This is a genomic window from Pedococcus aerophilus (genome assembly GCF_039532215.1).
GTDB lineage: Bacteria > Actinomycetota > Actinomycetes > Actinomycetales > Dermatophilaceae > Pedococcus > Pedococcus aerophilus.
Genome location: NZ_BAAARN010000003.1, coordinates 443,391 through 465,549, shown reverse-complemented (window position 1 = coordinate 465,549; position 22,159 = coordinate 443,391). Strand labels below are relative to the sequence as shown.

The window sequence follows — 22,159 nt, the reverse complement described above, 5'->3', positions numbered from 1 at the left end:
TCAGGCGGCGCCATACCTCGCCTGCGCGCGAGCGCGCGCCTTGACGGCCTCGGTCTCGCGGTCCTTGGGCGGTGCGGTGGTGGTGAGGTGCTCGAGCAGGTGCGCCGTCGCGTGCGCGATCTCCTCGACCGCCGCGTCGAACGCCGCCTGGTTGGCCTGGCTGGGCTTGGTGCTGCCGCTCACCTTGCGGACGTACTGGAGGGCGGCGGCGCGGACCTCGTCGCTGGTCGCCGGGGGCTCGAAGTTGTGCAGCTGGCGGATGTTTCGGCACATGCCCGCAGGCTACGTCCGGTATGGCGCGTGGGACAGGCCCGTGCGAAAGTTCGTCACAGGTTGTGCACGGGGCGACACCTCACGGACACGCCCGAGACTTTCTTCGGTCCACACCCCGTGGACGAGATCGGTGCAGGTCAGCGGGGTGGGCGAAACGCTCCGTCGCGGAAATCCACAGGGTTATCCCCCGACTGTGCACAAGGTGGTCGGGAGTTGCGCACACCTTGTCCACACCCCGTCCACAGGGCGCGTTTGGGCGGGTGGCCGGCGCCGCCCTACGGTGAGGCATTCGTGGTTCGGGGGCTTATCCGGGCGGTTGTCCGGTGCTTCGTCCGGCGGGGTGGGTGTCCACTGTCGGTGGGCCGTGGTCTACTCGAATCACACCGGTGTTCTTCGTTCTCGTTCGTGTCCCAGGGAGTTGGCAGAGTGTCTCTTGCGGAGCTGAGCACCAGCGCTTTCAGTGCTGGCGGCGACGGGCCTCCGCAGTCCGACGACCGGGTGCCCCCGCAGGACCTGCACGCCGAGCAGTCGGTCCTCGGCGGCATGCTCCTGTCCAAGGACGCGATCGCCGACTGCGTCGAGGGGCTGCGCGGCACCGACTTCTACCGGCCCGCGCACGAGCTGATCTACGACGCGATCCTCGACCTCTACGGCCGCGGTGAGCCCGCCGACGCGATCACCGTCTCCGACGAGCTGACCAAGCGCGGCGACCTCCAGCGGATCGGTGGTCAGGCCTACCTGCACACGCTGATCCAGGCCGTCCCGACTGCCGCCAACGCCGGCTACTACGCCGAGATCGTGAGCGAGCGCGCGGTGCTGCGCCGGCTCGTCGAGGCGGGCACCCGCATCGTCCAGCTCGGCTACCAGCAGGGCAACGGCGACGTCGAGGACATCGTCAACGCCGCCCAGGCCGAGGTCTACGCCGTGGCCGACAAGCGCGGTGGCGAGGACTACGTCGCCCTCGGTGACGTCCTCGAGGACACCCTCAACGAGATCGAGGTCGCCGCCGGTCGCGACGCCAACGAGATGCTCGGCGTGCCGACCGGGTTCATCGAGCTCGACGAGCTGACCCACGGACTGCACCCGGGACAGATGATCGTCCTGGCCGCCCGTCCCGCCGTCGGTAAGTCGACCATGGGCCTGGACATCGCCCGCTGTGCCGCCATCAAGCACAAGCAGGCCACGGCGGTCTTCTCCCTGGAGATGAGCCGCAGCGAGATCACCATGCGTTGCCTGTCCGCCGAGGCGCAGATCCAGCTGCAGGACCTGCGCAAGGGCACCATCGGCGATGCCGGCTGGAAGAAGCTTGCGCGGATCATGGGCCAGATCTCCGACTCGCCACTGTTCATCGACGACTCGCCCAACATGTCGCTCATGGAGATCCGGGCCAAGTGCCGTCGGCTCAAGCAGCAGCACAACCTCAAGCTCGTCGTCATCGACTACCTCCAGCTGATGAGCTCGGGCAAGAAGGTCGAGTCGCGCCAGCAGGAGGTCTCGGAGTTCTCCCGTGCGCTCAAGCTGCTGGCCAAGGAGCTCGAGGTCCCGGTCATCGCGATCTCGCAGCTGAACCGTGGTTCGGAGCAGCGTGCCGACAAGCGGCCTGCGATGTCCGACCTGCGTGAGTCCGGCTCCATCGAGCAGGACGCTGACATGGTCATCCTGCTGCACCGCGAGCCCAAGCTCGAGGGCCGTGAGGGCGAGGTCGACGTGATCGTGGCCAAGCACCGAAACGGCCCGACCAAGGACATGGTGCTGGCGTTCCAGGGTCACTACGCCCGGTTCGCCAACATGGCCCAGAACTTCTGACGTAGTCGACTCCCGCAAACCGGGGCTGTCCCCACCACCTCCACGCTGTGCCTGTGGCCGGCAGTTGCACCTATGCGTCCGTCCGTGGGGTGACCGACGGGCGACCAGTCGACGACAAGCCGCCTCCGGATCCGCCTCTGTTCGTGCTCAGCCCCACCAACTGGCTGGCCGGCTTGTCGTCGACTGGTCGTCATTAAGCCGGATAGGGCCAATGGGTGAGCCGAGCTTGGCTGTCTGAGCGAGTGGTCCCCGTGCCGACGCCACCTTCGTGAGGCGGCGGCCACCCATGGACACGTATGGAGCGATGGCCCCCTCGAGGGCCATCGCTCCATGCGTCGGTGGGCCCCTCCCAGCTTTGGCCTACTTCGCCTCGGGTGAGGTCTGGTCCGAGGCGTCGTGCATCCCGTGGGAGCGCGCGTAGGACACGAACTCCTCGCGCAGGGAGTCGGGCACGTCGGTGCGCAGCTGCTTCCCCTCGTCGGTGGTGAGCATGACCGTCTGCGTAGGGCTCCAGGCGCTGGTCTCGGCAACGGACGAGATCCCGCCCCACGGGATCGTCACCTGCCGGACGACCCCTTGGACGCGAAGTGCGTCGGGTGCGACGGTGGTGTGGCTCCTCGTGGTCCTGCGACCGACGACCCAGACGAGGACCAGCATCGTCGCCGCCAGAGCGGCGTAGCCGTACCGCTCGGTGACGATCCCGAGGGCCGTCTGGCAGGCAAAGGCCACTGAAGTGAGGCCCAGACCCCACCGGTGCCGTCGTTGTGATCGCTCGGACACGCCCAGCGAGTCCAGCCTCGGGTGCCGACCCTCGACCGGAAGGACCCGGCGCGGCCCGGGATCGACGGCGAGAGAACGACGTGCGCGTTCACGGCCTGCCTCGCGCCGGGACTCCCACCGCTGCTCGAGCCGCCCCATCCTCACTCCTTCACCTCGCCCGAAAGACAGGCGGTACCCATGGTGCTCATGTCGGCCTCGAAGGCTGGTCCTGCACGGAACGATGCTGCTCGCCGTACGCCTTGATTTCGGCCCACCGAAGGGCGGGGACGTGGGTGGGCAGCTCTCGTCCGTTCCTGGCCCGAAGGGTGAGGTCGGCTGGTGGCCAGTGGGTCGACGGTGCGCTGGTCGTGAAGTTGACCTCGTCCCACGACATCCGCTTGGTGCGGCTGACGGCCTTCACCACGACGCCATCGGCATCGACCAGGGTGCGCCCGCGCTGCCCGACCGCAGCCATGGCCAGCCACAGGGTTGCAGTGGCCCACCAGAGCAGCGCGATGCTGACGTGGTCGTCGGCCAGCTGTACGGCTCCGGCAACCACCCAGGCGACGCCGAGGGCGATCCGTCCCCACGTCATCGGCCCCACGCGCGCCTTGTACTCGCCGGTGACGTCGCGGTGCCCGTCCCGAGCCTCGCCCATCTCGCACCCCCTGATCGGCGATCAGTAGAGCACCGCCCGGCCGGGGCCGCCTCCGCACAAAGGACGAGTCGCCCGAAGCGGGACGCATGGGGCGTGGGGCCGGGGGAGCGACCCGAGTGGTCGGAGGGGGAATGAAGTGCGCTACGGTGTGGTTGAACATTCAACCAACTGCTCGAGTCCCACCTCTAGCTCACCCTGAGCCCGACCCCGAGCCCTGAACCTCGAAGGAACTTCCCATGGCCCTGTTCTCCCGCAAGTCCTCCACCGCAGTCATCGACGCCCCGGCGCCCGCCGTCGCCCACGACTCGCAGGTCCTGGACGACATCTCCGGCACCTACGCGCTCGACCCCAGCCACAGCCGCATCGGCTTCTCCGCCCGCCACGCCATGGTCACCAAGGTCCGCGGCCAGTTCGACCAGTTCGAGGGGACCGCGGTCATCGACACGGCCGTCCCGGCCAACTCCTCGGTCACCGTCACGATCAAGGCCGCCAGCGTCACCACCGGCCAGGAGCAGCGCGACGCCCACCTCAAGACCCCCGACTTCTTCGACGTCGAGACCTACGAGAACCTCACCTTCACCAGCACTGACGTCGTCCGCGACGGCGCCGAGTGGTCCATCACCGGCGACCTCACCATCAACGACGTGACGCGCCCCGTCACCGTGGTCTTCGAGGAGACCGGTTCGGCCAAGGACCCGTACGGCAACGTGCGCGTCGGCTTCGAGGGCTCGACGACGATCAACCGCGCCGACTGGGGCCTGTCCTTCAACGCCGCGCTCGAGACCGGCGGCGTCCTCGTGTCCGAGAAGATCGCGCTCGAGTTCGACATCTCCGCCATCGCTTCCTGATCTCGACCTTCCAAACCCCACGACGGGCTCGGACGCACCGCTTCCTGTGGCGGTCGTCCGGGCCCGTCGCGGTATGGCGCCGCGGGAGGGGCCGGCGCGCGGCTCACCGCCGGCGGACGATCACCTCGCGGCCACCGTGCGACAGTTCGTGCTCGGCGGCACCACGGCGAGGGCGAGCTGATCGTTCGCCGGTCGCGCCCGTCAGGTGTCCAGCCCGGCAGGGGTCGACATCAGTGCTCGGGGTTGATCCGCCGGATGTTGGTCCAGCCCGTCCAGCCGTGATGCTCGAGCCGCTCGAGGATGCGCCGGGCGCCCGGGACGGAGGTCAGGAAGACCGTGTCGAGCAGGTCGGCCAGGTCGTCAGGGAGTGGACCCTCGTCCCAGCCGGTGTCGGGCACTGCCGCGAACTGGGCGGCCAGCCGGTCTCCGACGACGTCCAGCCGTGGGTCGTCGGCCGGCCACTCCACGATCTCGGCGAGCTCCTGGTAGAGGGCGGTGACCGTGGCGTCCTCGAGCTGCTGGCTCTTGGTCTGCATGTAATAAGGCATCCGGTCCGGCAGCTGGGCCGCGACGAGGATCCAGGCGTCGCGCTCGGCGTCGACCATCTGCTCCGTGACGCCAACGGCGCGGAGGCGTTCGAGGTAGGCCACTGCCTCGGGCGGCAGCGCCAGGCTGTCGCCCGAGGCGAGCTTCGCGATCCGCTCTCGGTGGCGCTGGAGCTCGCGGACCTCGGCCCGGAGGCGGCGGTCGATGTCCTCGACCGCCGCCGCGAACTCGTCGGGCCCGGCCCCCAGCAGCTCCTCCACCCGGGACAGCGGGACTCCGGCATCGGCCAGCGTCCGGATGCGGACCAGCTCGACCACGGCGGCGGCGTCGTAGCGGCGGTAGCCGGAGTGGTCGCGCTCGGGCTCCGGCAGCAGCCCCTTCGCGTGGTAGTGCCTGACGGTCCGGACGGTGACCCCCGCGTAGGACGCGATCTGGCTGATCGTCAGCATAGGCTCATTGTGCGACCTTGCCGCGGTAGGTCCGCATGGCCAGCGCGTACGCGACGACGAGCAGGCCGACGCACCACGCCACGGCGACCCAGCCCTCGCGACCGACGGGCTCGGCTGCATACAGGGTGCGGAGCGTGTCGACGATCGAGGTGACGGGCTGGTGCTCGGCGAACCAGCGCACCGGCCCCGGCATCCCGGCCGTCGGGACGAACGCCGAGCTGATGAACGGCAGGAAGATCAGCGGGTAGGAGAAGCCGCTCACGCCGTCGACCGACGTGGCGGTCAGCCCCGGGATCACGGCCAGCCAGGTGAGGGCCAGGGTGAACAGCACGAGGATCCCCGCGACGGCCAGCCAGGCGAGAACGCCTGCGCTGGAACGGAATCCCATGACCAGCGCGACGAGAACGACGAGTACCAGCGAAGTCAGGTTGGCCACGACCGAGGTCAGCACGTGGCTCCACAGCACCGCCGACCGGGTGATCGGCATCGACTGGAAGCGCTCGAAGATGCCTCCCGAGACGTCGGTGAACAGGCGGAACGCCGTGTAGGCGATGCCCGAGGCGACGGTGACGAGCAGGATCCCGGGCAGCAGGTAGTTGACGTAGCTGTCGGTCCCGACGTCGATCGCGCCACCGAAGACGTAGACGAACAGCAGCAGCATCGCGATGGGGGTGACTGCGGTCGTGATGATCGTGTCGGGGCTGCGCAGGATGTGGCGCAGCGACCGCTTGAGCAGGACGACGGTGTCGTGGAGGGCGTACGTGGTCATCGGGACTCCTCAGCGTGGCGGCGGTCGTGGCCGACGATGGCGAGGAAGACGTCCTCGAGGGTGGGCTGCTTCTCGACGTACTCGACCGTGGTCGGTGGCAGGAGCTGTTTGAGCTCGGCGAGGGTGCCGTCGGCGATGAGGCGGCCCTCGTGCAGGACGGCGATCCGGTCGGCGAGCTGCTCCGCCTCGTCGAGGTACTGCGTCGTGAGCAGCACCGTCGTGCCCCGCCCGGCGAGCTCGCGCACGGTCTCCCAGACCTCCAGCCGTGACTGCGGGTCCAGGCCGGTGGTCGGCTCGTCGAGGAACAGCACCGGCGGGTCGCCGACCAGGCTCATCGCGATGTCGAGGCGGCGGCGCATCCCCCCGGAGTACGTCGCCACCCGCTTCCGTCCCGCCTCGGTGAGGTCGAACCGCGTGAGCAGGTCGTCCGCGACGGACCCGGCGTCGGGGTGCCGGCGCAGCTGGGCGACGAGCACGAGGTTCTCCCGACCGGTGAGCACCTCGTCGACGGCGGCGAACTGGCCGGTGAGACTGATCGACTCGCGGACCTTGCCGGGGTCGCTCGCCACGTCGAACCCGTTGACGGTGGCCGTCCCACCGTCGGCGGACAGCAGCGTGGACAGGATCTTCACCGCGGTCGTCTTGCCCGCCCCGTTGGAGCCGAGGAGGGCGAGGACCGAGCCGGCGTCGACGCTCAGGTCGACGCCCTTGAGCACCGCGTGGTCGCCGTAGGACTTGGTCAGACCGTGGATCTCGATGGCGTGTGTCGTGGTCATGGCACGAGCGTGCAGCCCTGACGCAACGTCAGGGTCAAGCCCTGAGCTCGGCAGTCCCGCAAGCGGGGCCGGGGCGCGTGCCGGTCAGGCCCAGATCGCGGCGGGGATGCCGTCGCTGAACACCTCGGGCGGGTCCGGGAACGGGGTGGCCAGTCCGGCTGTCCGGCGAGCTGCGGTCCACGCGACGGCGCAGGCGTCGAGGACGTCGTCGGCGGCATACCCCGGACCGGAGAGGACCGAGGGGGAGGCGAGGCCGGCCGCCGCGAGGGCGGCGAGGCGGGCGCGGCGCCCTTCGTCGGTCTTCTTGCTGTCGAGCAGCGGGGCGCCGGCCATCGTGGCGAAGGACAACTCGGGGTGGACCTCGAGGACCATGACGGTCGGGCGGCTGCGGACCCAGGCGTCGACCTCGAGGATCTTGGGCCGCAGGGCAAAGGCCTGGGCACCGACACCCTGGCCGGAGCGAGCCCGGTTGGCGGCGTCGGCCTCGAGCCGCGTCTCGGCCGCGTAGGCGGCCCGGGTCAGGGTGGTGAAGATCGAGGAAGCCTTGCCCTTCAACGCCTTGCGCGCCAAGGCATCGGCCTGACGGGTCGAGTCGTCGGGAAGGCCGATGGGGATGTCGATCCCCACGACTTGGATGCCGAGCGACTGCCGCACCGTCTCGACGAGCCCACCGATGGTCTCGGCGACCGCGATGCGGGGTCGGGGTGCACCGGGCTCGAGGATTGCGCCGACCCAGCCGGCCTTGCAGGCGTCGACTCCCAGGACGGGGACCGTGATCTCCAGTGGTGGCAAGGGGGTCGGACCGGTCGGCGATGCCGTCGCCACGACCGGTGGGTCGAGCAGCCGCGCCGGGTCGACGCCGAGGGTCACGGCGAGCCCACGCAGGGAAGCGGCGGCCGCGGCCAGGCCCTCGACCGCGTCCCGACCGTCGCCGCGATCCACCTGTTCGCGGAGAACAGAGGCGCGGGCGAGCAGCTCGTCGGCCAGCCGCTGCAGGTCCTCGCGTCCGTTCATCGCAGCCTCTCCAGCCCGAGCCAGTGCGCCAGTGCGTCGATCTCGGCCTCGACCGCCACCGTCATCTCCTCCGTGAAGGCCACGTCCTGGTGGATCGCGTACACCTCGAAGACGCCTTCCTTGCGCTCGGCCTTCGCGTCGAGCTTGCCGATCAGCCTGTCCCTGAACAAGATCGGCAGCGCGTAGTAGCCCCAGCGTCGCTTGTTCGCCGGCTTGTAGACCTCGACGACGAACTCGAACCCGAACAGCTCCTGTGCGCGCTGGCGGTCGAAGACCAACCGGTCGTAAGGAGACAGCAGCGCTGCCCGTCCCCGGAACTCGGTGGTCTCGTCCCGCTCGAGCGCCTCGGGGTCCACCCGCCACTGCCCGTCGACACCCTCGATCGTCACCGGGATCCCGGCCTGGCCGACGTCGACCGGCTCGGACGGCATGGCGGTCCCCTTGGTCCTGGCGATCCCGAGCGAGGTGAGCCGTCGCTCGTCGCGCAGCGGCAGCCCCTCCTCCAGGGTCAGCTCCGGCAGGTCGGGGTAGACGCGTTCGGCGAGGTCGAAGACCCGCTGCCGACCACGACGACCGCTCACCGCGACCTCGGCCCGCATCACGAGGAACTCGAGCATCTGCGTGACGTTGCGGTCGTTGGTCCACCCCGAGGACGGCCACGACACCTGGCTGGTGTCCGGTATCTCCTTGGACAGCAACGGTCCCTGGTCCTCGAGGCGGTTCAGGACGTCCTGCCGGAACCGGTCGTTGGCCCGCAGCCACTCCCGCCCTTGGTCCCACTGGCGCGGCCACTCGTCGTGCCCGGCGAGGTGCGCGGGCAGGTCCTCCACGGGGCGGATCATCCCGTTGAACTCCACGAGGGTGCGTGACTCCAGCGCCCGGACGAGGTCCGCCGACCGGTATCCGGCCCCCAGCCGGCTCCACAGCACGAGCTCGGCGCTGGGGGCGATCGCCGCCACGGGGTCGATCTGGAGCAGGCTCAGCTGCTGCACCACCTCGACCAGGTCACCCGGTCGGGGCAGGTCGAGGGCCTGGGCGCGCACGGCGATCCGCCGCGCCTGCGCCCTGCTGATCTCCCGCGCCTCCACACCGGCGAGGGTAGCGACCCCCGCCGACGCACCACGGCCGACGGCTCAACCGACCTCGGGGGAGCCAGCGCCCACGGTCTCGCGCTCACGCGCCATACGCCGCTCGCGGAGGCGACGGACGACGAGCCAGACCAGCACGACCAGCACGATCGCGACGACGGCCTTGCTCATGGGGGCGAGGTAGCGCTCGACCGCGGTGTAGTTGTCGCCGAGGCGGAAGCCGGCGTAGATGAAGACGGCGTTCCAGATGCCGCTGCCGAGGGTGGTGAGCAGGGCGAAGCGCAGGATCGGCATCCGGGTGAGCCCGGCCGGCACCGACACCACCGACCGGATGAACGGGACGCAGCGGCCGACGAGCACGACGACCTCGCCCCGCGCCTCGAAGAACCGCTGCCCGCGCTCGAGGTCGCGCTGGCCGAAGAGCAGGAACCACGGCTTGCCGGCGAGGTGGTGCAGCCGCTCGTAGCTGAGCGCGACACCGAGCCAGTAGAGGATCGAGGCACCGGCCACGGAGCCGACGGTCGCAGCAACCCAGGCCAGCCAGGGGTTCAGGTGGCCGGACGCCGCGGCGAAGCCGGCGAAGGGGAGCACGACCTCCGACGGGATCGGCGGGATGACGGTCTCCAGCAGGATCAGCAGCCCGACCCCGAGCTCACCGATCTGGTTGACGATCTCCAGGATGCGGTCGGTCACGAGATGTCCGTCGAGACGGCCGTCGAGGCCGTGCCGGCCGGGGTCCACAACGAGACGCTGAACCGGTCGGCATCGTCGGTCCACCACCCCGAGGCGGCGAAGCCGGCATCCTCGAACTCGTCGACCAGCCGCTCGCGGGTGAACTTCGCCGAGATCTCGGTGCGCATCTGCTCACCCGCAGCGAAGTCCACCTGGAGGTCGAGGTCGGCGATGCGCACGTGGACGTCACGCACGGCCTCCAGCCGCATCTCGATCCAAGCGTTCTCGGCGTCCCACACCGCGACGTGGCGGAAGTCGCGGGCGTCGAAGTTCGCGCCGAGTCGGCTGTTGACCACCTCGAGGACGTTGAGGTTGAAGGCGGCCGTGACCCCTGCCGCGTCGTCGTACGCCGGCACGAGGACCTCGGGCGACTTCACGAGGTCGGCGCCGAGGAGGAACGCGTCACCCGGCTCGAGCACGCCGCGCAGGGCCGCGAGGAAGCGGCGGCGTTGCGCGGGGGTCTGGTTGCCGATGGTGCCGCCGAGGAAGATGACGAGGCGACCACCGCGATCGTCGCCGTCCTCGACCGCGAGGGCCTCGGCGAGCCCGTGCTCGAAGTCGGCGCGGACCGACTCCAGCTCCAGGGTGGGGTAGCGCCGGGACAGGTGCTCGGCGGCGGCGCGCAGGGCGCTGTCGCTCACGTCGATGGCGCGGTATGCCGCCTGCTCATCCTCCGGGGTCGCCTCCAGCACGGCCTCGATCAGGGCCCGCGTCTTCTCCGAGGAGCCGGAGCCCAGCTCCACGAGGTGGCGGCAGCCGGCAGCACCGACGATCTCGGTGGCACGGGCCATGAGGATCTCGCGCTCGGCCGCGAACGGGTAGTACTCCGGGAGCCGGGTGATCTCCTCGTACAGCTCGCTGCCGACCTTGTCGTAGAACCACTTCGGCGGCAGCGTCTTGGGGCTGCTGGTCAGCCCGGCGCGCACGTCCTCGCTCAGGGTGCGCTCGCTGAAGTCCTCGGGCAGGTGGTCGCGGTGTCGCAGGGCCATCGGCTCGCTCTCGTCTCGTCAGCCCCGGGCGCGGTCGGTGGGTCCGCGGTCGGGGTCGGCTGGGGCCGTTCCGACGCTACCCACGGGCAGCGTGATCGGCCTCTCGAGAGCCAACGCCCGCCCCGCGACCACGGTTCCGGGCGGCGCCATACGGGAGCTCAGAGGGAGAAGTGGACTCCGGTGAGCTCTTCGCTGCGGTCCCACAGCAGACCGGCCAGGGTCTCGTCACGCGCCCAGGTGCTCCGGCGGGCCTCGCCGACCGGGCCGCGGGTCTCGCGGAACCCCGTGGGTCCGGAGTACGACCCGGGCTCGGCGACGGTGGCGGCGTAGAGGATCGCTTCGGCGCCCTTGTCGGGGCCGGGGAACGCCAGCTTCACGCCCCACTGCGCGATCGTGCCGACGACCGGGATGGCCCCCATCCCGTCCTTGCTCGCCACGAGGTTGGTCGCGGACACACCGGGATGGGCGGCGGTGGAGGTGAGGGCCGAACCAGTGGCCGACGCCCGGCGCTGCAGCTCGGTCGCGAAGAGCAGGTTGGCGAGCTTGGACCGGCCGTAGGAGGACTGGGGGTCGTAGCCGTCCGCGGGGTTGCCCTCGCAGACCATGCCGTCGCCGGCGTGGTGGGCGATGGACGAGACCGTGGCCACGCGCGGAGCGCTGGCCTCGAGGAGGTGCGGCAGGAGCAGTCCGGTCAGCGCGAAGTGGCCGAGGTGGTTGGTGCCGAACTGCAGCTCGAACCCGTCCTCGGTCTCGCGGCGTCGCGGCGGAGCCATGACGCCGGCGTTGTTGACGAGCAGGTCGAGCGGACCCTCGAACCGGTCGGCCAGCGCTTGGACCGAGGCCTGCGACGCGAGGTCCAGCGCCTCGACCGTGACGCGCCCCTTCGCCCCCGTCGCGCGGATCCGTCGGGCGCCCTCCTCACCGGAGGACGTGTTGCGGACCGCCATGACGACATCGGCCCCGTGTCGCGCCAGCTCGCGCGCCTCGACGAGCCCGATCCCGGAGTTCGCGCCGGTGACCAGGGCGCGCTTCCCGGTCAGGTCGGGCATCTGGTCAGGGGTCCAGCGGCTCATGGGAGGCCTCTCGTGGGGGGTCGGGGGTCTGGGAGTGCCAGCGCGCACGACCCCGCCGTTGTTCCCCGACCCGCCCCGTGAGCGTCCTCGTCAGTCGGCGTCCGGGGGCCAGGGACCGGCTGCCGCATCGGCCTCGCGGAACCGGGCGATGGCCGCCAGCCGGGCGTCACGCCAGCGGCGCCGCTCGTCGAGCCGTTCGCGCGGGAGGGTGGCCGAACGCTCCTGCGCCAACCCGGCGTCGAGCACGGCCTGCCAGTCGACGGGGTCGCGCTGGACCTCGGCGAGCCGGGAGTACATCCCGCCGTACCGGGCCACGTAGTCCTCGATGCCAGCGGGGGCGTTGAGGTCGATCGTCTCGACCACGCCGAGGGCCAGCCACCGCGGGGCCAGGGCGCCGCGGACGGCGGCGTCGATGTCGGCGGCGCTGACCACCCCACTGCCGAGGAGGCGGAACACCTCGTGGATCATCGCGGACTGGAGGCGGTTGACCACGAACCCGTCGAGCTCCTGCGCGAGCTCGATCGGCTCCATGCCGGCTCCTGCGAGCAGGGCGCGCGTCGTGGCCATGGCCTCGTGAGAGGTCCAGGGGGCGGGGACGAGCTCCACGGCGGTGTGCAGGTGCGGGGGGTTGAAGGGGTGCGCGACGAGCGTGCGCTCGCGGCCCGGGACGTCCGCCGTGAAGGAGGACGGGATCAGGGCCGAGGTCGAGGAGGCGATCACGGTCTGCGGGGCGGTGGCCTCGGCGATCCGCGTGAAGACCTCTGCCTTGAGGCCGACGTCCTCGAGGACGCACTCCTGGACGTGGACGGCGTCCCCCACCGCGTGTTCGAGGTCGAGGGTGAAGGTGGTGCTGTCGGGGACGGGACCGTCCTCGACATCGGCCCACATCGCAGCCAGGGCGCCCGGCGCCCGGTCGAGGGCCTCCTGCCGGGTGTCGACGAGGCGGACGGGGTGCCCGGCACGGGTGAAGATCACGGCCCACCCGAGCCCGACCATCCCGGCGCCGACGACGGCGACGGGCGCGGGTCCAGACGCTGGGGTGGTGCCCGTCAGGTCCTGCCCGGCGGTGCTCACAGGTACTCCACGTTGCCGCAGATGCTCAGGGACTGACCGCTGATGGTGCGGGCGGCAGGCGAGAGCAGATAGGCCACGAGGAGGGCCACCTCCTGCTCGCTCACCTTGGTGCGCAGGGAGGTCTTCGCCATGAGGATCCCCTCGACCTCCGCGAAGGACAGGCCCATCGCGTCGGCCCGGGCCTGCGTGGTGCGGTTGAGGCGGTCGCTGTCGACGAAGCCGGGAAGCACCGCGTTGACCCGGACGCCGTCGGGCCCGAGCTCGCGGGCCAGTGACTCGGTGAGGCCCGCCAGCCCGAACTTGGCCGCGTTGTAGGGCGAGCGCAGCGCGTAGCCCAGCCTCCCGGCGACGGAGGAGATGTTGACGATGGAGCCGTTGCTCGCCTTGAGCATGGGTGCGGTGGCCTGGGCGCAGAAGAAGGCACCGTTGAGGTCGATGTCGATGGTGCGGCGCCACTCCTCGGTCGTGATGTCCTCGACGCGCGCCGTGGGGCCGGCGATCCCCGCGTTGTTGACCAGCACGTCGAGCCCACCGAGGTCGCGCTCGACGTCGGCGACCATCGCGGCGACCTCGTCGGGGGAGGAGACGTCGCAGCGGCTGCCGGTGCGTCCGGGGACCGCGTCGAGGTGGGCGGCGAGCCGGTCGGCGTCCGTGCCGCAGACGTGCACGCGGGCACCGAAGGACTCGAGGGCGGTGACCACGGCCAGCCCGATGCCCGACGTGCCTCCCGTGACCAGGACGCGCAGGCCGGGGGCCGGCTGGAGCAGGGCGCCGAGCGCCGCCGCGGCACCGTCAGGCGCTGCCACCGAGGAGGAAAATTCGTATGATGATTGACCCATGGGGGAATCGTATGATGAATTTGGCGCCATGACGAGAGCCTTCCGAGAGATGGTCCGCATCGACGCCCACCACCACGTGTGGGAGGTCGCGCGGCACCCCCAGCTGTGGATGACGCCGGAGCAGGACGCGCTCATCGGCCACGACCAGCTCGTCGGCGACTACGTCGAGGCGGCCATGGGGAGCGGCATCGTGGGTTCGGTGCTCGTGCAGACGGTGCGCGACCCGGCCGAGACGGGGGAGTTCCTCGAGCTGGCAGCAGCCACCCCCCTCGTCCGAGGCGTCGTCGGCTGGGTCGACCTGGACCTCGGGCCGCAGCGGGTGGCCCGCCAGGTCGAGGCGGTGACCCGGCTCGCGGGTGCCGAGCGGCTGGTTGGCCTGCGCGACCAGAGTGCCGACCGGCCCGAGTCGGACTGGGCGGCGGGTGAGGCGGCCGACGCGCTCTTCGCCGCGTGCGGTGAGGCCGGCCTGGTCGTCGACCTCTTGCTGCGTCCGGACCAGTGGCCGGCTGCCGCCGCGGCCGTGGCCCGCCACCCCGGGACGCGGTTCGTGCTCGACCACCTCGGCAACGTCGACTTCAGGACCTCGACGCCGGCACGGTGGCAGTCCGACCTGGCCGGGTTCGCCGCCGCCCCCAACATCGCCCTCAAGCTGTCGGCCGTCGCCGCCCGGGCGGACTCCCCGGCCGCCGTGCGCCGCCAGCTCCCCGGGTTTGTCGAGGCCGCCCTCGACGCGTTCGGCAGCGACCGGGTGATGTTCGGCAGCGACTGGCCGGTCTCGTCGATGTCGATGACGTACGCCGAGGTCGTGGATGCCGTCGACGAGGCCCTGGCCGCCGTGCCCGGCGTCAGCGAGCAGGACGAGCGGGCGGTGTGGGGCGGGACGGCCCAGCGCTGGTACCGGCTGGCCGACTGAGTCCCGCCGCCGACGGGGCTCTCGGCATGTTCGAGGGCGGGTGCTCGAGGGCGGGTGCTCAAGGGCGGGTGCTCAAGGGCGGGTGCTCAACGGGCCGAATGCTCAGCGGGTGCGCCGCCGCCGTTGCCAGGACTCGATGATGTGCTCGTCCATGGCCTTCGACGCCTTCTCCGCGTCGCCGGAGAGCACGGCGTCGTGCACCTCCTGGTGGGCCTGGTTCGTGAGCCGGATGTGTTCGGGGGACGGGTCGCCGACGTAGCGCAGGGACCGGTACGCCTCCACCGTGAGGTTGTGGATCATCGCCCGGCCGAGGCGGTTGCGGGAGGCGATCATGATCGCGTCGTGGAACGCCACGTCGGCCTTGAGGTAGGTCATGGCGTCGTCCATGCTCGCGTCGAGCTCGCGCATCCGCTCGGTGATCGCGGCGCGCTCCGCGGGGGTGGCGTTGGCCGCGGCCTGCCCTGCCATCCGCGCCTCGAGCGTGCGCCGCACGTCGACGAGGTCCTCGAGGATGGCGTTGTCGGCGTCGTGGCGGACCACGGCCGACAGCACGGTCGGGTTGAACAGGTCCCAGTCCGCGAGGGGTCGGATGCGCGTGCCCTGGCCCTGCTGGGCGGTCACCAGGCGCATCGTCTCCAAGGCCTTGACCGCCTCGCGTACGACCGTGCGCGAGACGCCGAAGGTCTCGCACAGCACCGGCTCGGTGGGCAGGCTCGCCCCCACCGGCAGCTCGCCACCCACCAGGCGGTCCACCAGCTCGTCGATGACCACCGTGGCGAGGCGGCGCGGCCGGCGCGGCCAGGGCGTGCTCACCGTGGCCACCTCGTCCTCGTGGGACCTGTCCTCCGTCATGGCCGAAGCATAGTGCGGAATCACTCTTGACAGGATACGTATGACGAATGATGATTGCGGCTGTCGGAGCACGCCCCAACGGTGGGGCCGTCCAAAGGAGCACGCATGAGCATTCGACGCACGACCATCCTGGCGACGGCCCTGTGCCTCGCCCTGTCCACCGCGGGCTGCGCCAAGCGGGACGCCGAGACCACCTCCGGGTCGGCGGCCCCGTCGGGGAAGGCGGCCAAGGACATCAAGGTCGCGCTCGTCCCCGGTGGTCCCCACCCCTACTTCCAGCCGTGGAAGTCCGCCGGGGCGGACGAGGGCAAGAAGCTCGGGCTCGCCGACGTCACGTTCAACGAGACCGCCGGCTGGGACCAGACGAAGCAGAACGACGTCCTCAAGTCGCTGGCCGCCCAGGGCTACAACGCCTTCGGGATCTTCGGGGTGTCCCCCGACAACATCAACTCCACCTTCTCGGACCTCGAGAAGCAGGGCTTCCAGGTCGCCTCGCTCGCCTCCTGCCCCGCCGGTGACACCAACGAGGCGGCCTTCTGCCTCTCCACCGACGTCGAGCTCGCCGCCTACAAGGCGGCCAAGGCGGCGATCGACTCGATGGGTGGCCAGGGCAACCTCGTGCACCTCACCGGCAACAAGGTCGACTCCAACACCCAGCGCCGCATCAAGGGCGTCCAGAAGGCAGTCGACGAGACGGGTGGGAAGGTCAAGCTCATCCAGACCATCACCGACATCGACGTGGACCTGCAGTCGGCCCAGCGGGCCGTCGCCGACCTCCTCGCCGCCAAGGGCAAGGACGTCAACGGCATCGTCACCACGGCCTACAACCCCGCCGTGGCCGCTGCTGCGGGAGTCGCCTCGGCGAAGCTGCCGATCAAGGTCGTCGCCATCGACGACGACTCGTCCATCATCAAGGGCATCGAGGACGGCGCCGTGGCCGCCACGGTCACGCAGAACCCGGTCGGCCAGGCCACCGCCGGCACCTACGCCCTGAGCAAGCTCCTCGAGGGCTGCACGATGAAGGAGCCGGGCGTCATCATCGACTCGGGCTCCTTCGTGGTCACCAAGGACAACGTGGGCGCCTACGACACCGAGCGCCAGGCCAAGACGGCCGAGCTGCTCAAGGCCTTCGACGCGCAGTACCTCTCCTGCAAGTGACCGCCGCGATCACCCGCGCCGAGGCGTTCCTCGTCGACCTGCCCGTCGAGACGCCGAGGACCGACGCGGTCCAGGCCTTCCTCAAGCAGGAGACGATCTTCGTCGAGGTGGAGACCGCGGACGGTGCGACCGGACTCGGCTACTCCTACACCATCGGCACGGGTGGTACGGCGGTGCTGGCCCTGCTGCGCGACTACCTGCTCCCGTCCCTCCTGGGCCGGGACGCGGACCGGGTCGAGGCGGCGTGGACCGACCTCCACGCCGCCACCCGGGCGACCGCCGTCGGCGCCATCACCTCGCTGGCGCTGGCGGCGGTGGACACCGCTCTCTGGGACCGCAGGTGCAAGGTCGCAGGGCAGCCGCTCTGGGTCCTGGCGGGGGGTGCCAAGGACAGGATCCCGGTGTACGACACCGAGATCGGCTGGCTGCACCTCTCCCTCGACGAGCTCGTCGACGGTGCCCGCGAGGTCATGGGTAGAGGGGCCAACGGCGTGAAGATCAAGATCGGCAAGCCGTCGCCGGCGGAGGACGCCGAGCGACTGCATGCCGTCCGCGAGGCCATCGGGTCGCACGCCGACCTCATGGTCGACGCCAACCAGTCGTTCACCGCCGGTGAGGCGGTGCGGCGCGCCAAGGACCTCGAGGCCGTCGGCGCCGCCTGGTTCGAGGAGCCGCTCCCGGCCGACGACGTGCGCGGGCACGAGCTCCTGGCACGCTCCACCTCCGTCCCGGTGGCGGTCGGGGAGTCGATGTACTCCGTGGGCCAGTTCGGCGAGTACCTCGCTCGAGGTGCCGCGGCGGTCGTCCAGCCCGACGTGGCCCGCGTCGGGGGGATCACCCCGTGGCTCAAGGTGGCCCATGCCGCCGAGGCGCACAACGTACCGGTGTGCCCCCACTTCCTGATGGAGCTGCACGTGAGCCTGTGCGGCGCCGTGCCCAACTCCCGGTACCTCGAGCACATCCCCCAGCTCCGGGCGATCACGCGGTCGGAGCTGCACGTCGAGGCAGGGGTGGCCCACATGCCGTCCACGCCAGGACTGGGCATCGAGTGGGACCGTGACGCGATGGAGAGGTTGCGAGTGTCATGAGCACGTCCACCGAACAGGCGCCTGCCACCAGCGGCCCCGCCCCCGACTCCGCCCCCGAGAGAGCTGCCGCACCCCGGTTGCCCTGGTGGGCGAACCCCCGCATCGGCCTGCTGGTCGTCATCGCCGCCCTCGTGGCGCTGTTCTCGGCGCTGCGACCGGCGTTCCTGGACATCGACCTGACCCTCGTGCCGATGCAGAGCGACATCAGTGTCTTCGTCGTCGTCGGCCTGGCCCAGCTGTCCGTCCTGTCGCTGGGGCACATGAACCTCGCGGTCGGTCGGATGGCGGCCGTGGCGGCGTTCGCCGCCGGGTTCGCGTACGACCGGTTCGGCGTACCCCTCGTCGTCGGCCTGCTCGTGGCGCTCGTGGTCGGGGCTGCCGTGGGAGCCGCAGCCGGCGCGATCATCACGTCGACGGGCGTCAACTCCTTCGTCGTGACCCTCGCCCTCGACTTCGGGCTCCTCGGCCTGGTCGCGATCCTCTACGACCGGTTCGCCGGAGGGGTCGCGTTTGCCGTGCACCCCGCGGGCATGGACGCGTTGAGGTCGGACACGTTCTACGACTACTGCGTCGGCCCCGTCTGCGGCCCTCCGGTGCCGCTCATCGTGCCCATCGCGGTCGCTGCGGTCGTGGTGGTCGGGTTCCTCTTCCGCTTCACGCGGCAGGGCCGCGAGGTCCTCATGACCGGGTCCAGCCTGCGCGCCGCCCGCCTGAGTGGGATCCCGGTCACCCGCCGGGTCATCTCGGCCCACGCCCTGTCCGGCCTGCTCGCCGGACTGGCCGGTTTCCTCCTCGCGATCAACAACGGGGCGTTCTCGGCCAACATCGGCGAGTCCTTCCTCCTCCCGTCGTTCCTGGCCCCGGTCCTCGGCGGGACGCTGCTGGCCGGTGGTGCGGTGAGCGTCATCGGCACCGCCCTCGGCGCCACGCTCACCTCGGTGATCCAGAAGGGGCTGAACCTCTTGCAGTTCGAGGCGGACAAGCTCCAGATCTTCATCGGGGTGGTGCTCCTCGTGGCCCTGTCGCTCGACCGGGTCCGCCACGTCCTCGCCGAACGCAAGGGGATCCGCGCATGACCACCCTCACCAGCGCCACCCGTCCGCAGGCCAAGGTGCGGACCTCGTTGCACCGCACCGAGATCGTCCTCGCCGGGCTGTCGGTCCTGGCCTTCGTGGTCCTGGCGGCCACCACCGGCGGCAACCTTCTCGAGGCCGGCACCCTCCAGGCCGTCCTGCAGTACCTCGCCGTGCCCATCGTCATCGGCCTCTCGCAGATGGTCGTCCTCGCGGTCGGTCAGATGAACCTGTCCGTCGGTGTCCTGACCGGGTTGTGCGCCATGGTCGGTGCCGGCCTCATGGCGGACGCCGGCCTGTCCCCGTGGCTGGCGCTGCCGGCAGCCCTGGTCGTGGGCGCGGTCGTCGGCCTGGCCAACGGTGTGCTCGTCGTGGCCACCCGCATCAACGGGTTCATCGTCACCTTGGCGACCATGACGATCGTCGCCGGACTGCGCTACGGCATCCACGGCACCGGGACCTACCAGGACTACTCGGACGGGCTCGTCCGCTTCGGTCGTGCGAACGTCCTCGGGCTGCCCGTGGTCTTCCTCGCCGCCGTCGCCACCGCGGTGGCCACCTGGTTCTTCTTCGCCCGGACGGTGTGGGGCCGCCAGCTGCTCGCCAGCGGCGGGAACCCGTTGGCCACGCGGCTCTCCGGCATCTCCAACGACCGCAGCGTCGTCATCGCGCACACCCTCTCCGGGCTGCTCGCCGGTGTCGCGGCCCTCCTGGTCGTGGCCCTGTCCGGGAGCGTCAACGCCAGCATCGGCGACGACCTGCTGCTCCCCAGCTTCGCGGCACCGATCATCGGTGGTGTCGCCCTGACCGGTGGTGTCGTCAGCGTCGTGGGCACCTGCCTCGCCGCCTTCATCGTGCGCCTCGTGGACGTCGCCCAGGCGCAGTACAACATCAACCCGCGGTGGGTGGACCTCGTCGTCGGTGCCGTCGTGCTCGGGGCCGTCCTGGTCAGCCAGAAGCGTGGGAAGGAGACGTCATGAGGCTCGTCTGCAGCAACCTGGCCAAGGTCTTCCCGGGGGTCCGTGCCCTCGACGGCGTCAACCTCGACCTGCGGCCGGGGACGGTGCACGCCCTGCTCGGGGAGAACGGCGCGGGCAAGAGCACCCTCATCAAGGTCCTCACCGGGGTGCACCGTGCCGACGGCGGCCGGATCCTGCTCGATGACGGCGACGCCGAGCCCACGCACGAGGTCGACTTCTCCGGCCCGTCGGAGGCCCAGGCCGCGGGGATCGGTGTGGTGCACCAGGAGCGCAACCTCGTCCCGGCGTTCTCCGTCGCGGAGAACATCGCGCTGCAGGCCATCCCGTCCCGGTTCGGCGTGGTCGACCGGGGGGCGGTGCGCACGCTGGCCCGACGGTGCCTCGAACAGCTCGACATCGACCTCGAGCTCGACCGCCCCGTCGCGGAGCTGTCCGTCGCGCACATGCAGCTCGTCGAGATCGCCAAGGCCCTCGCCACCGACAGCCGGCTGCTGCTCCTCGACGAGCCGACCGCCTCGCTCACCGGGGACGAGGCCGATCGCCTGTATGCCGTCGTGCGTCGCCTCCGGGACCAGGGCCGGACCGTGGTCCTGGTGAGCCACAAGCTCGAGGAGGTCTTCGCGGTCGCAGACACCGTCACCGTCCTGCGCGACGGGCGCAGCGTCGCCGAGTCGGTGCCGATGGCCGGGCTGACCCGCAGCGAGGTCGTCGACCTCATGGTCGGCCGCGCCCACGCCGAGCTCGAGCTGGCGTCCCGCACGGTCGACCGCACGGTGACCCCGGCGCTGGAGCTGCAGGGGGTCTCGACGGACATCGGCCACCGCGACATCTCGCTCGCGGTCCACCCCGGGGAGATCGTCGGCCTGTACGGGCTCGTCGGCGCCGGGCGCAGCGAGCTGGTGCGGGCGCTGCTCGGACTGGCCACCGTGACCGGCGGCACCGTCCTCGTCGACGGCCGCCCGGTGACGATCACCTCGGTCGGAGAGGCGCTGCGCCGCCACCGGATCGGCTACGTCACCGAGAACCGCAAGGAGGAGGGCGTCTTCCTCGAGCAGACGCTGAGCCGCAACGTCGCCGTGACCGTCTGGGACCGGCTCGCCCGGTTCGGGGTGGTCAGGGACCGCAGCGAGGACTCGGTCCTCGACACCTACGTCGAGCGGCTCGGGATCCGGCTGTCGGGCCCGCGCCAGCTCGCCGGCCAGCTGTCCGGCGGCAACCAGCAGAAGATCAGCCTCGCCAAGTGGCTGGCCGCCGACTGCTCGGTCCTGGTGATCGACGAGCCGACCGTGGGCATCGACGTGCGCACCAAGGCCGCCTTCCACGAGCTCATCGCCGAGCTGGCCGAGCGGGGGCTGGCGATCCTGCTCATCAGCTCCGACCTGCCCGAGATGGTCGCGCTCGCCGACCGGGTGCTCGTCATGCACGAGCACCACGTCGTCGGCGAGATCGACAACACCCACCACTACTCCGCCATGAGCAGCCGCATCATCCGGCTGGTCCATGGCGAGCCCGATCACGGCGAGCCCCCGGCCGCCTGACCCGAGAGGACCCAACATGAGACTCGCCCGCATCGGCCCCGTCGGGGCCGAACGGCCCGCCGTCCAGGCCGCCGACGGCTCCTGGCGTGACCTGTCGGGGGTGGTGGACGACCTCGACGGGACCACCATCGGACCCGGCCCCCTGGAGGAGGTCGCGGCTGCCCTTGCGGCAGGAGACCTCCCGCAGGTCGAGGCGGGCCGGTTCGGCCCACCGCTGGGACGCATCGGCAAGATCGTGTGCATCGGGCTGAACTACCGCGACCACGCGGCGGAGACCGGTGCCACCGTGCCCACCGAGCCGGTGCTGTTCATGAAGGCCCCCGACACGGTCGTGGGACCCGACGACGAGGTCCTCGTCCCCCGGGGGAGCACCCGCACTGACTGGGAGGTCGAGCTCGCGGTCGTCATCGGGACCGAGGCGGCGTACCTCTCCTCCCCGCAGGACGCCGCCGCGCACATCGCGGGGTACGCGATCAGCCACGACGTGTCCGAGCGGGAGTTCCAGCTCGAGCGCGGCGGCCAGTGGGACAAGGGCAAGAACTGCGCGACCTTCAACCCGTTCGGCCCGTGGGTCGTCACGGCCGACGACGTGCCGGACGTGCAGGACCTCGGACTGAGGCTCTGGGTCAACGGCGAGCTCAAGCAGGACGGCAACACCGCGAACATGGTCTTCCCGGTGCTCGAGGTCGTCCACTACCTCTCGCAGTTCATGACCCTGTACCCCGGGGACGTCATCAACACCGGCACCCCGGCGGGCGTCGCCCTCGGCGTCCCGGGCACCCCCTACCTCGCGCCCGGCGACGTCGTCGAGGTCGAGGTCGACGGACTCGGGCGCCAACGACAGACCTTCGGGAAGGCATGACC

General features: G+C 70.9%; 23 protein-coding genes. 9 read left to right on the top strand and 14 right to left on the bottom strand.

Translation table 11 applies throughout. The features are described from left to right. Entirely contained in the window at window positions 1-273 is a 273-nt protein-coding gene (locus ABD286_RS14340) for a DUF2277 domain-containing protein (RefSeq protein ID WP_344194630.1), read from the bottom strand. A gap of 441 nt (window positions 274-714) precedes the next feature. Between ABD286_RS14340 and dnaB the strand changes: the two genes are divergently transcribed. Beyond that, window positions 715-2,079 carry a replicative DNA helicase gene (gene dnaB / locus ABD286_RS14335; protein ID WP_344194749.1) on the top strand — a complete coding sequence of 455 codons (1,365 nt, stop codon included), beginning with the start codon at window positions 715-717 and terminating at the stop codon, window positions 2,077-2,079. A 360-nt stretch (window positions 2,080-2,439) separates the two neighbouring features. Here the strand turns inward: dnaB and ABD286_RS14330 are convergent, their stop codons facing one another. Beyond that, a complete protein-coding gene (locus ABD286_RS14330; RefSeq protein WP_344194628.1) occupies window positions 2,440-2,808 on the bottom strand; it encodes a PH domain-containing protein in 369 nt (122 codons plus the stop codon). Between the two features lie 235 nt (window positions 2,809-3,043). Continuing rightward, window positions 3,044-3,496 (bottom strand): hypothetical protein, encoded by a 453-nt coding sequence (locus tag ABD286_RS14325; RefSeq protein ID WP_344194626.1) that lies wholly within the window; start codon window positions 3,494-3,496, stop codon window positions 3,044-3,046. A gap of 236 nt (window positions 3,497-3,732) precedes the next feature. Between ABD286_RS14325 and ABD286_RS14320 the strand changes: the two genes are divergently transcribed. Beyond that, a complete protein-coding gene (locus ABD286_RS14320) occupies window positions 3,733-4,344 on the top strand; it encodes a YceI family protein (protein WP_344194624.1) in 612 nt (203 codons plus the stop codon). Window positions 4,345-4,574: 230 nt separating this feature from the next. Here ABD286_RS14320 and ABD286_RS14315 read toward each other — a convergent pair whose 3' ends face one another. The 10 genes from ABD286_RS14315 to ABD286_RS14270 form a co-directional block, all read right to left on the bottom strand. Then, entirely contained in the window at window positions 4,575-5,339 is a 765-nt protein-coding gene (locus tag ABD286_RS14315; RefSeq protein WP_344194622.1) for a helix-turn-helix domain-containing protein, read from the bottom strand. 4 nt (window positions 5,340-5,343) lie between these two features. After that, window positions 5,344-6,108, bottom strand: a complete 765-nt coding sequence (locus ABD286_RS14310) for an ABC transporter permease (RefSeq protein ID WP_344194620.1) — start codon at window positions 6,106-6,108, stop codon at window positions 5,344-5,346. Then, window positions 6,105-6,884 carry an ABC transporter ATP-binding protein gene (locus tag ABD286_RS14305; RefSeq protein ID WP_344194618.1) on the bottom strand — a complete coding sequence of 260 codons (780 nt, stop codon included), beginning with the start codon at window positions 6,882-6,884 and terminating at the stop codon, window positions 6,105-6,107. Before ABD286_RS14305 ends, ABD286_RS14310 begins: the two co-directional genes overlap by 4 nt. Window positions 6,885-6,968: 84 nt before the next feature. Further along, entirely contained in the window at window positions 6,969-7,898 is a 930-nt protein-coding gene (locus ABD286_RS14300) for a DUF429 domain-containing protein (protein WP_344194616.1), read from the bottom strand. Continuing rightward, a complete protein-coding gene (locus tag ABD286_RS14295; protein WP_344194614.1) occupies window positions 7,895-8,986 on the bottom strand; it encodes a DNA glycosylase AlkZ-like family protein in 1,092 nt (363 codons plus the stop codon). Before ABD286_RS14295 ends, ABD286_RS14300 begins: the two co-directional genes overlap by 4 nt. A gap of 45 nt (window positions 8,987-9,031) precedes the next feature. Beyond that, the gene (locus ABD286_RS14290) at window positions 9,032-9,679 is read right to left on the bottom strand and encodes a DedA family protein (protein WP_344194612.1); all 648 of its coding nucleotides are present in this window, start codon (window positions 9,677-9,679) and stop codon (window positions 9,032-9,034) included. Continuing rightward, window positions 9,676-10,707 (bottom strand): L-histidine N(alpha)-methyltransferase, encoded by a 1,032-nt coding sequence (egtD, locus tag ABD286_RS14285; RefSeq protein WP_344194610.1) that lies wholly within the window; start codon window positions 10,705-10,707, stop codon window positions 9,676-9,678. Before egtD ends, ABD286_RS14290 begins: the two co-directional genes overlap by 4 nt. A gap of 158 nt (window positions 10,708-10,865) precedes the next feature. Beyond that, window positions 10,866-11,780: an oxidoreductase gene (locus ABD286_RS14280; protein ID WP_344194608.1), complete on the bottom strand. Its 915-nt coding sequence runs from the start codon at window positions 11,778-11,780 to the stop codon at window positions 10,866-10,868. A gap of 90 nt (window positions 11,781-11,870) precedes the next feature. After that, the gene (locus ABD286_RS14275) at window positions 11,871-12,854 is read right to left on the bottom strand and encodes a 3-hydroxyacyl-CoA dehydrogenase (RefSeq protein ID WP_344194606.1); all 984 of its coding nucleotides are present in this window, start codon (window positions 12,852-12,854) and stop codon (window positions 11,871-11,873) included. Continuing rightward, entirely contained in the window at window positions 12,851-13,660 is an 810-nt protein-coding gene (locus ABD286_RS14270) for an SDR family oxidoreductase (RefSeq protein WP_344194604.1), read from the bottom strand. Before ABD286_RS14270 ends, ABD286_RS14275 begins: the two co-directional genes overlap by 4 nt. 61 nt (window positions 13,661-13,721) lie before the next feature. Here ABD286_RS14270 and ABD286_RS14265 point away from each other — a divergent pair, with 61 nt between their 5' ends. Continuing rightward, window positions 13,722-14,606, top strand: coding sequence for an amidohydrolase family protein (locus tag ABD286_RS14265; protein ID WP_344194602.1), 885 nt, complete (start codon window positions 13,722-13,724; stop codon window positions 14,604-14,606). A gap of 102 nt (window positions 14,607-14,708) precedes the next feature. Here ABD286_RS14265 and ABD286_RS14260 read toward each other — a convergent pair whose 3' ends face one another. Next, entirely contained in the window at window positions 14,709-15,458 is a 750-nt protein-coding gene (locus tag ABD286_RS14260; protein ID WP_344194600.1) for a FadR/GntR family transcriptional regulator, read from the bottom strand. 105 nt (window positions 15,459-15,563) lie between these two features. On the opposite strand from ABD286_RS14260, the gene ABD286_RS14255 reads away from it, so the two are divergent. From ABD286_RS14255 to ABD286_RS14230, 6 genes are read left to right on the top strand one after another with little or no spacing between them, the layout of a single operon-like run. Next, complete coding sequence (locus ABD286_RS14255) at window positions 15,564-16,616, top strand: sugar ABC transporter substrate-binding protein (protein WP_344194598.1); 1,053 nt, start codon at window positions 15,564-15,566, stop codon at window positions 16,614-16,616. Next, on the top strand, window positions 16,613-17,704 hold the full coding sequence (locus ABD286_RS14250; RefSeq protein ID WP_344194597.1) for a mandelate racemase/muconate lactonizing enzyme family protein: 1,092 nt from the start codon (window positions 16,613-16,615) through the stop codon (window positions 17,702-17,704). Before ABD286_RS14255 ends, ABD286_RS14250 begins: the two co-directional genes overlap by 4 nt. Then, complete coding sequence (locus ABD286_RS14245) at window positions 17,701-18,780, top strand: ABC transporter permease (RefSeq protein ID WP_344194596.1); 1,080 nt, start codon at window positions 17,701-17,703, stop codon at window positions 18,778-18,780. The genes ABD286_RS14250 and ABD286_RS14245 overlap by 4 nt, the downstream gene beginning before the upstream one ends. Beyond that, on the top strand, window positions 18,777-19,757 hold the full coding sequence (locus ABD286_RS14240; RefSeq protein WP_344194595.1) for an ABC transporter permease: 981 nt from the start codon (window positions 18,777-18,779) through the stop codon (window positions 19,755-19,757). Before ABD286_RS14245 ends, ABD286_RS14240 begins: the two co-directional genes overlap by 4 nt. Further along, a complete protein-coding gene (locus tag ABD286_RS14235) occupies window positions 19,754-21,295 on the top strand; it encodes a sugar ABC transporter ATP-binding protein (protein ID WP_344194594.1) in 1,542 nt (513 codons plus the stop codon). The genes ABD286_RS14240 and ABD286_RS14235 overlap by 4 nt, the downstream gene beginning before the upstream one ends. A gap of 16 nt (window positions 21,296-21,311) precedes the next feature. Further along, complete coding sequence (locus ABD286_RS14230; RefSeq protein WP_344194592.1) at window positions 21,312-22,157, top strand: fumarylacetoacetate hydrolase family protein; 846 nt, start codon at window positions 21,312-21,314, stop codon at window positions 22,155-22,157. The last annotated feature ends 2 nt before the right edge of the window (window positions 22,158-22,159 follow it).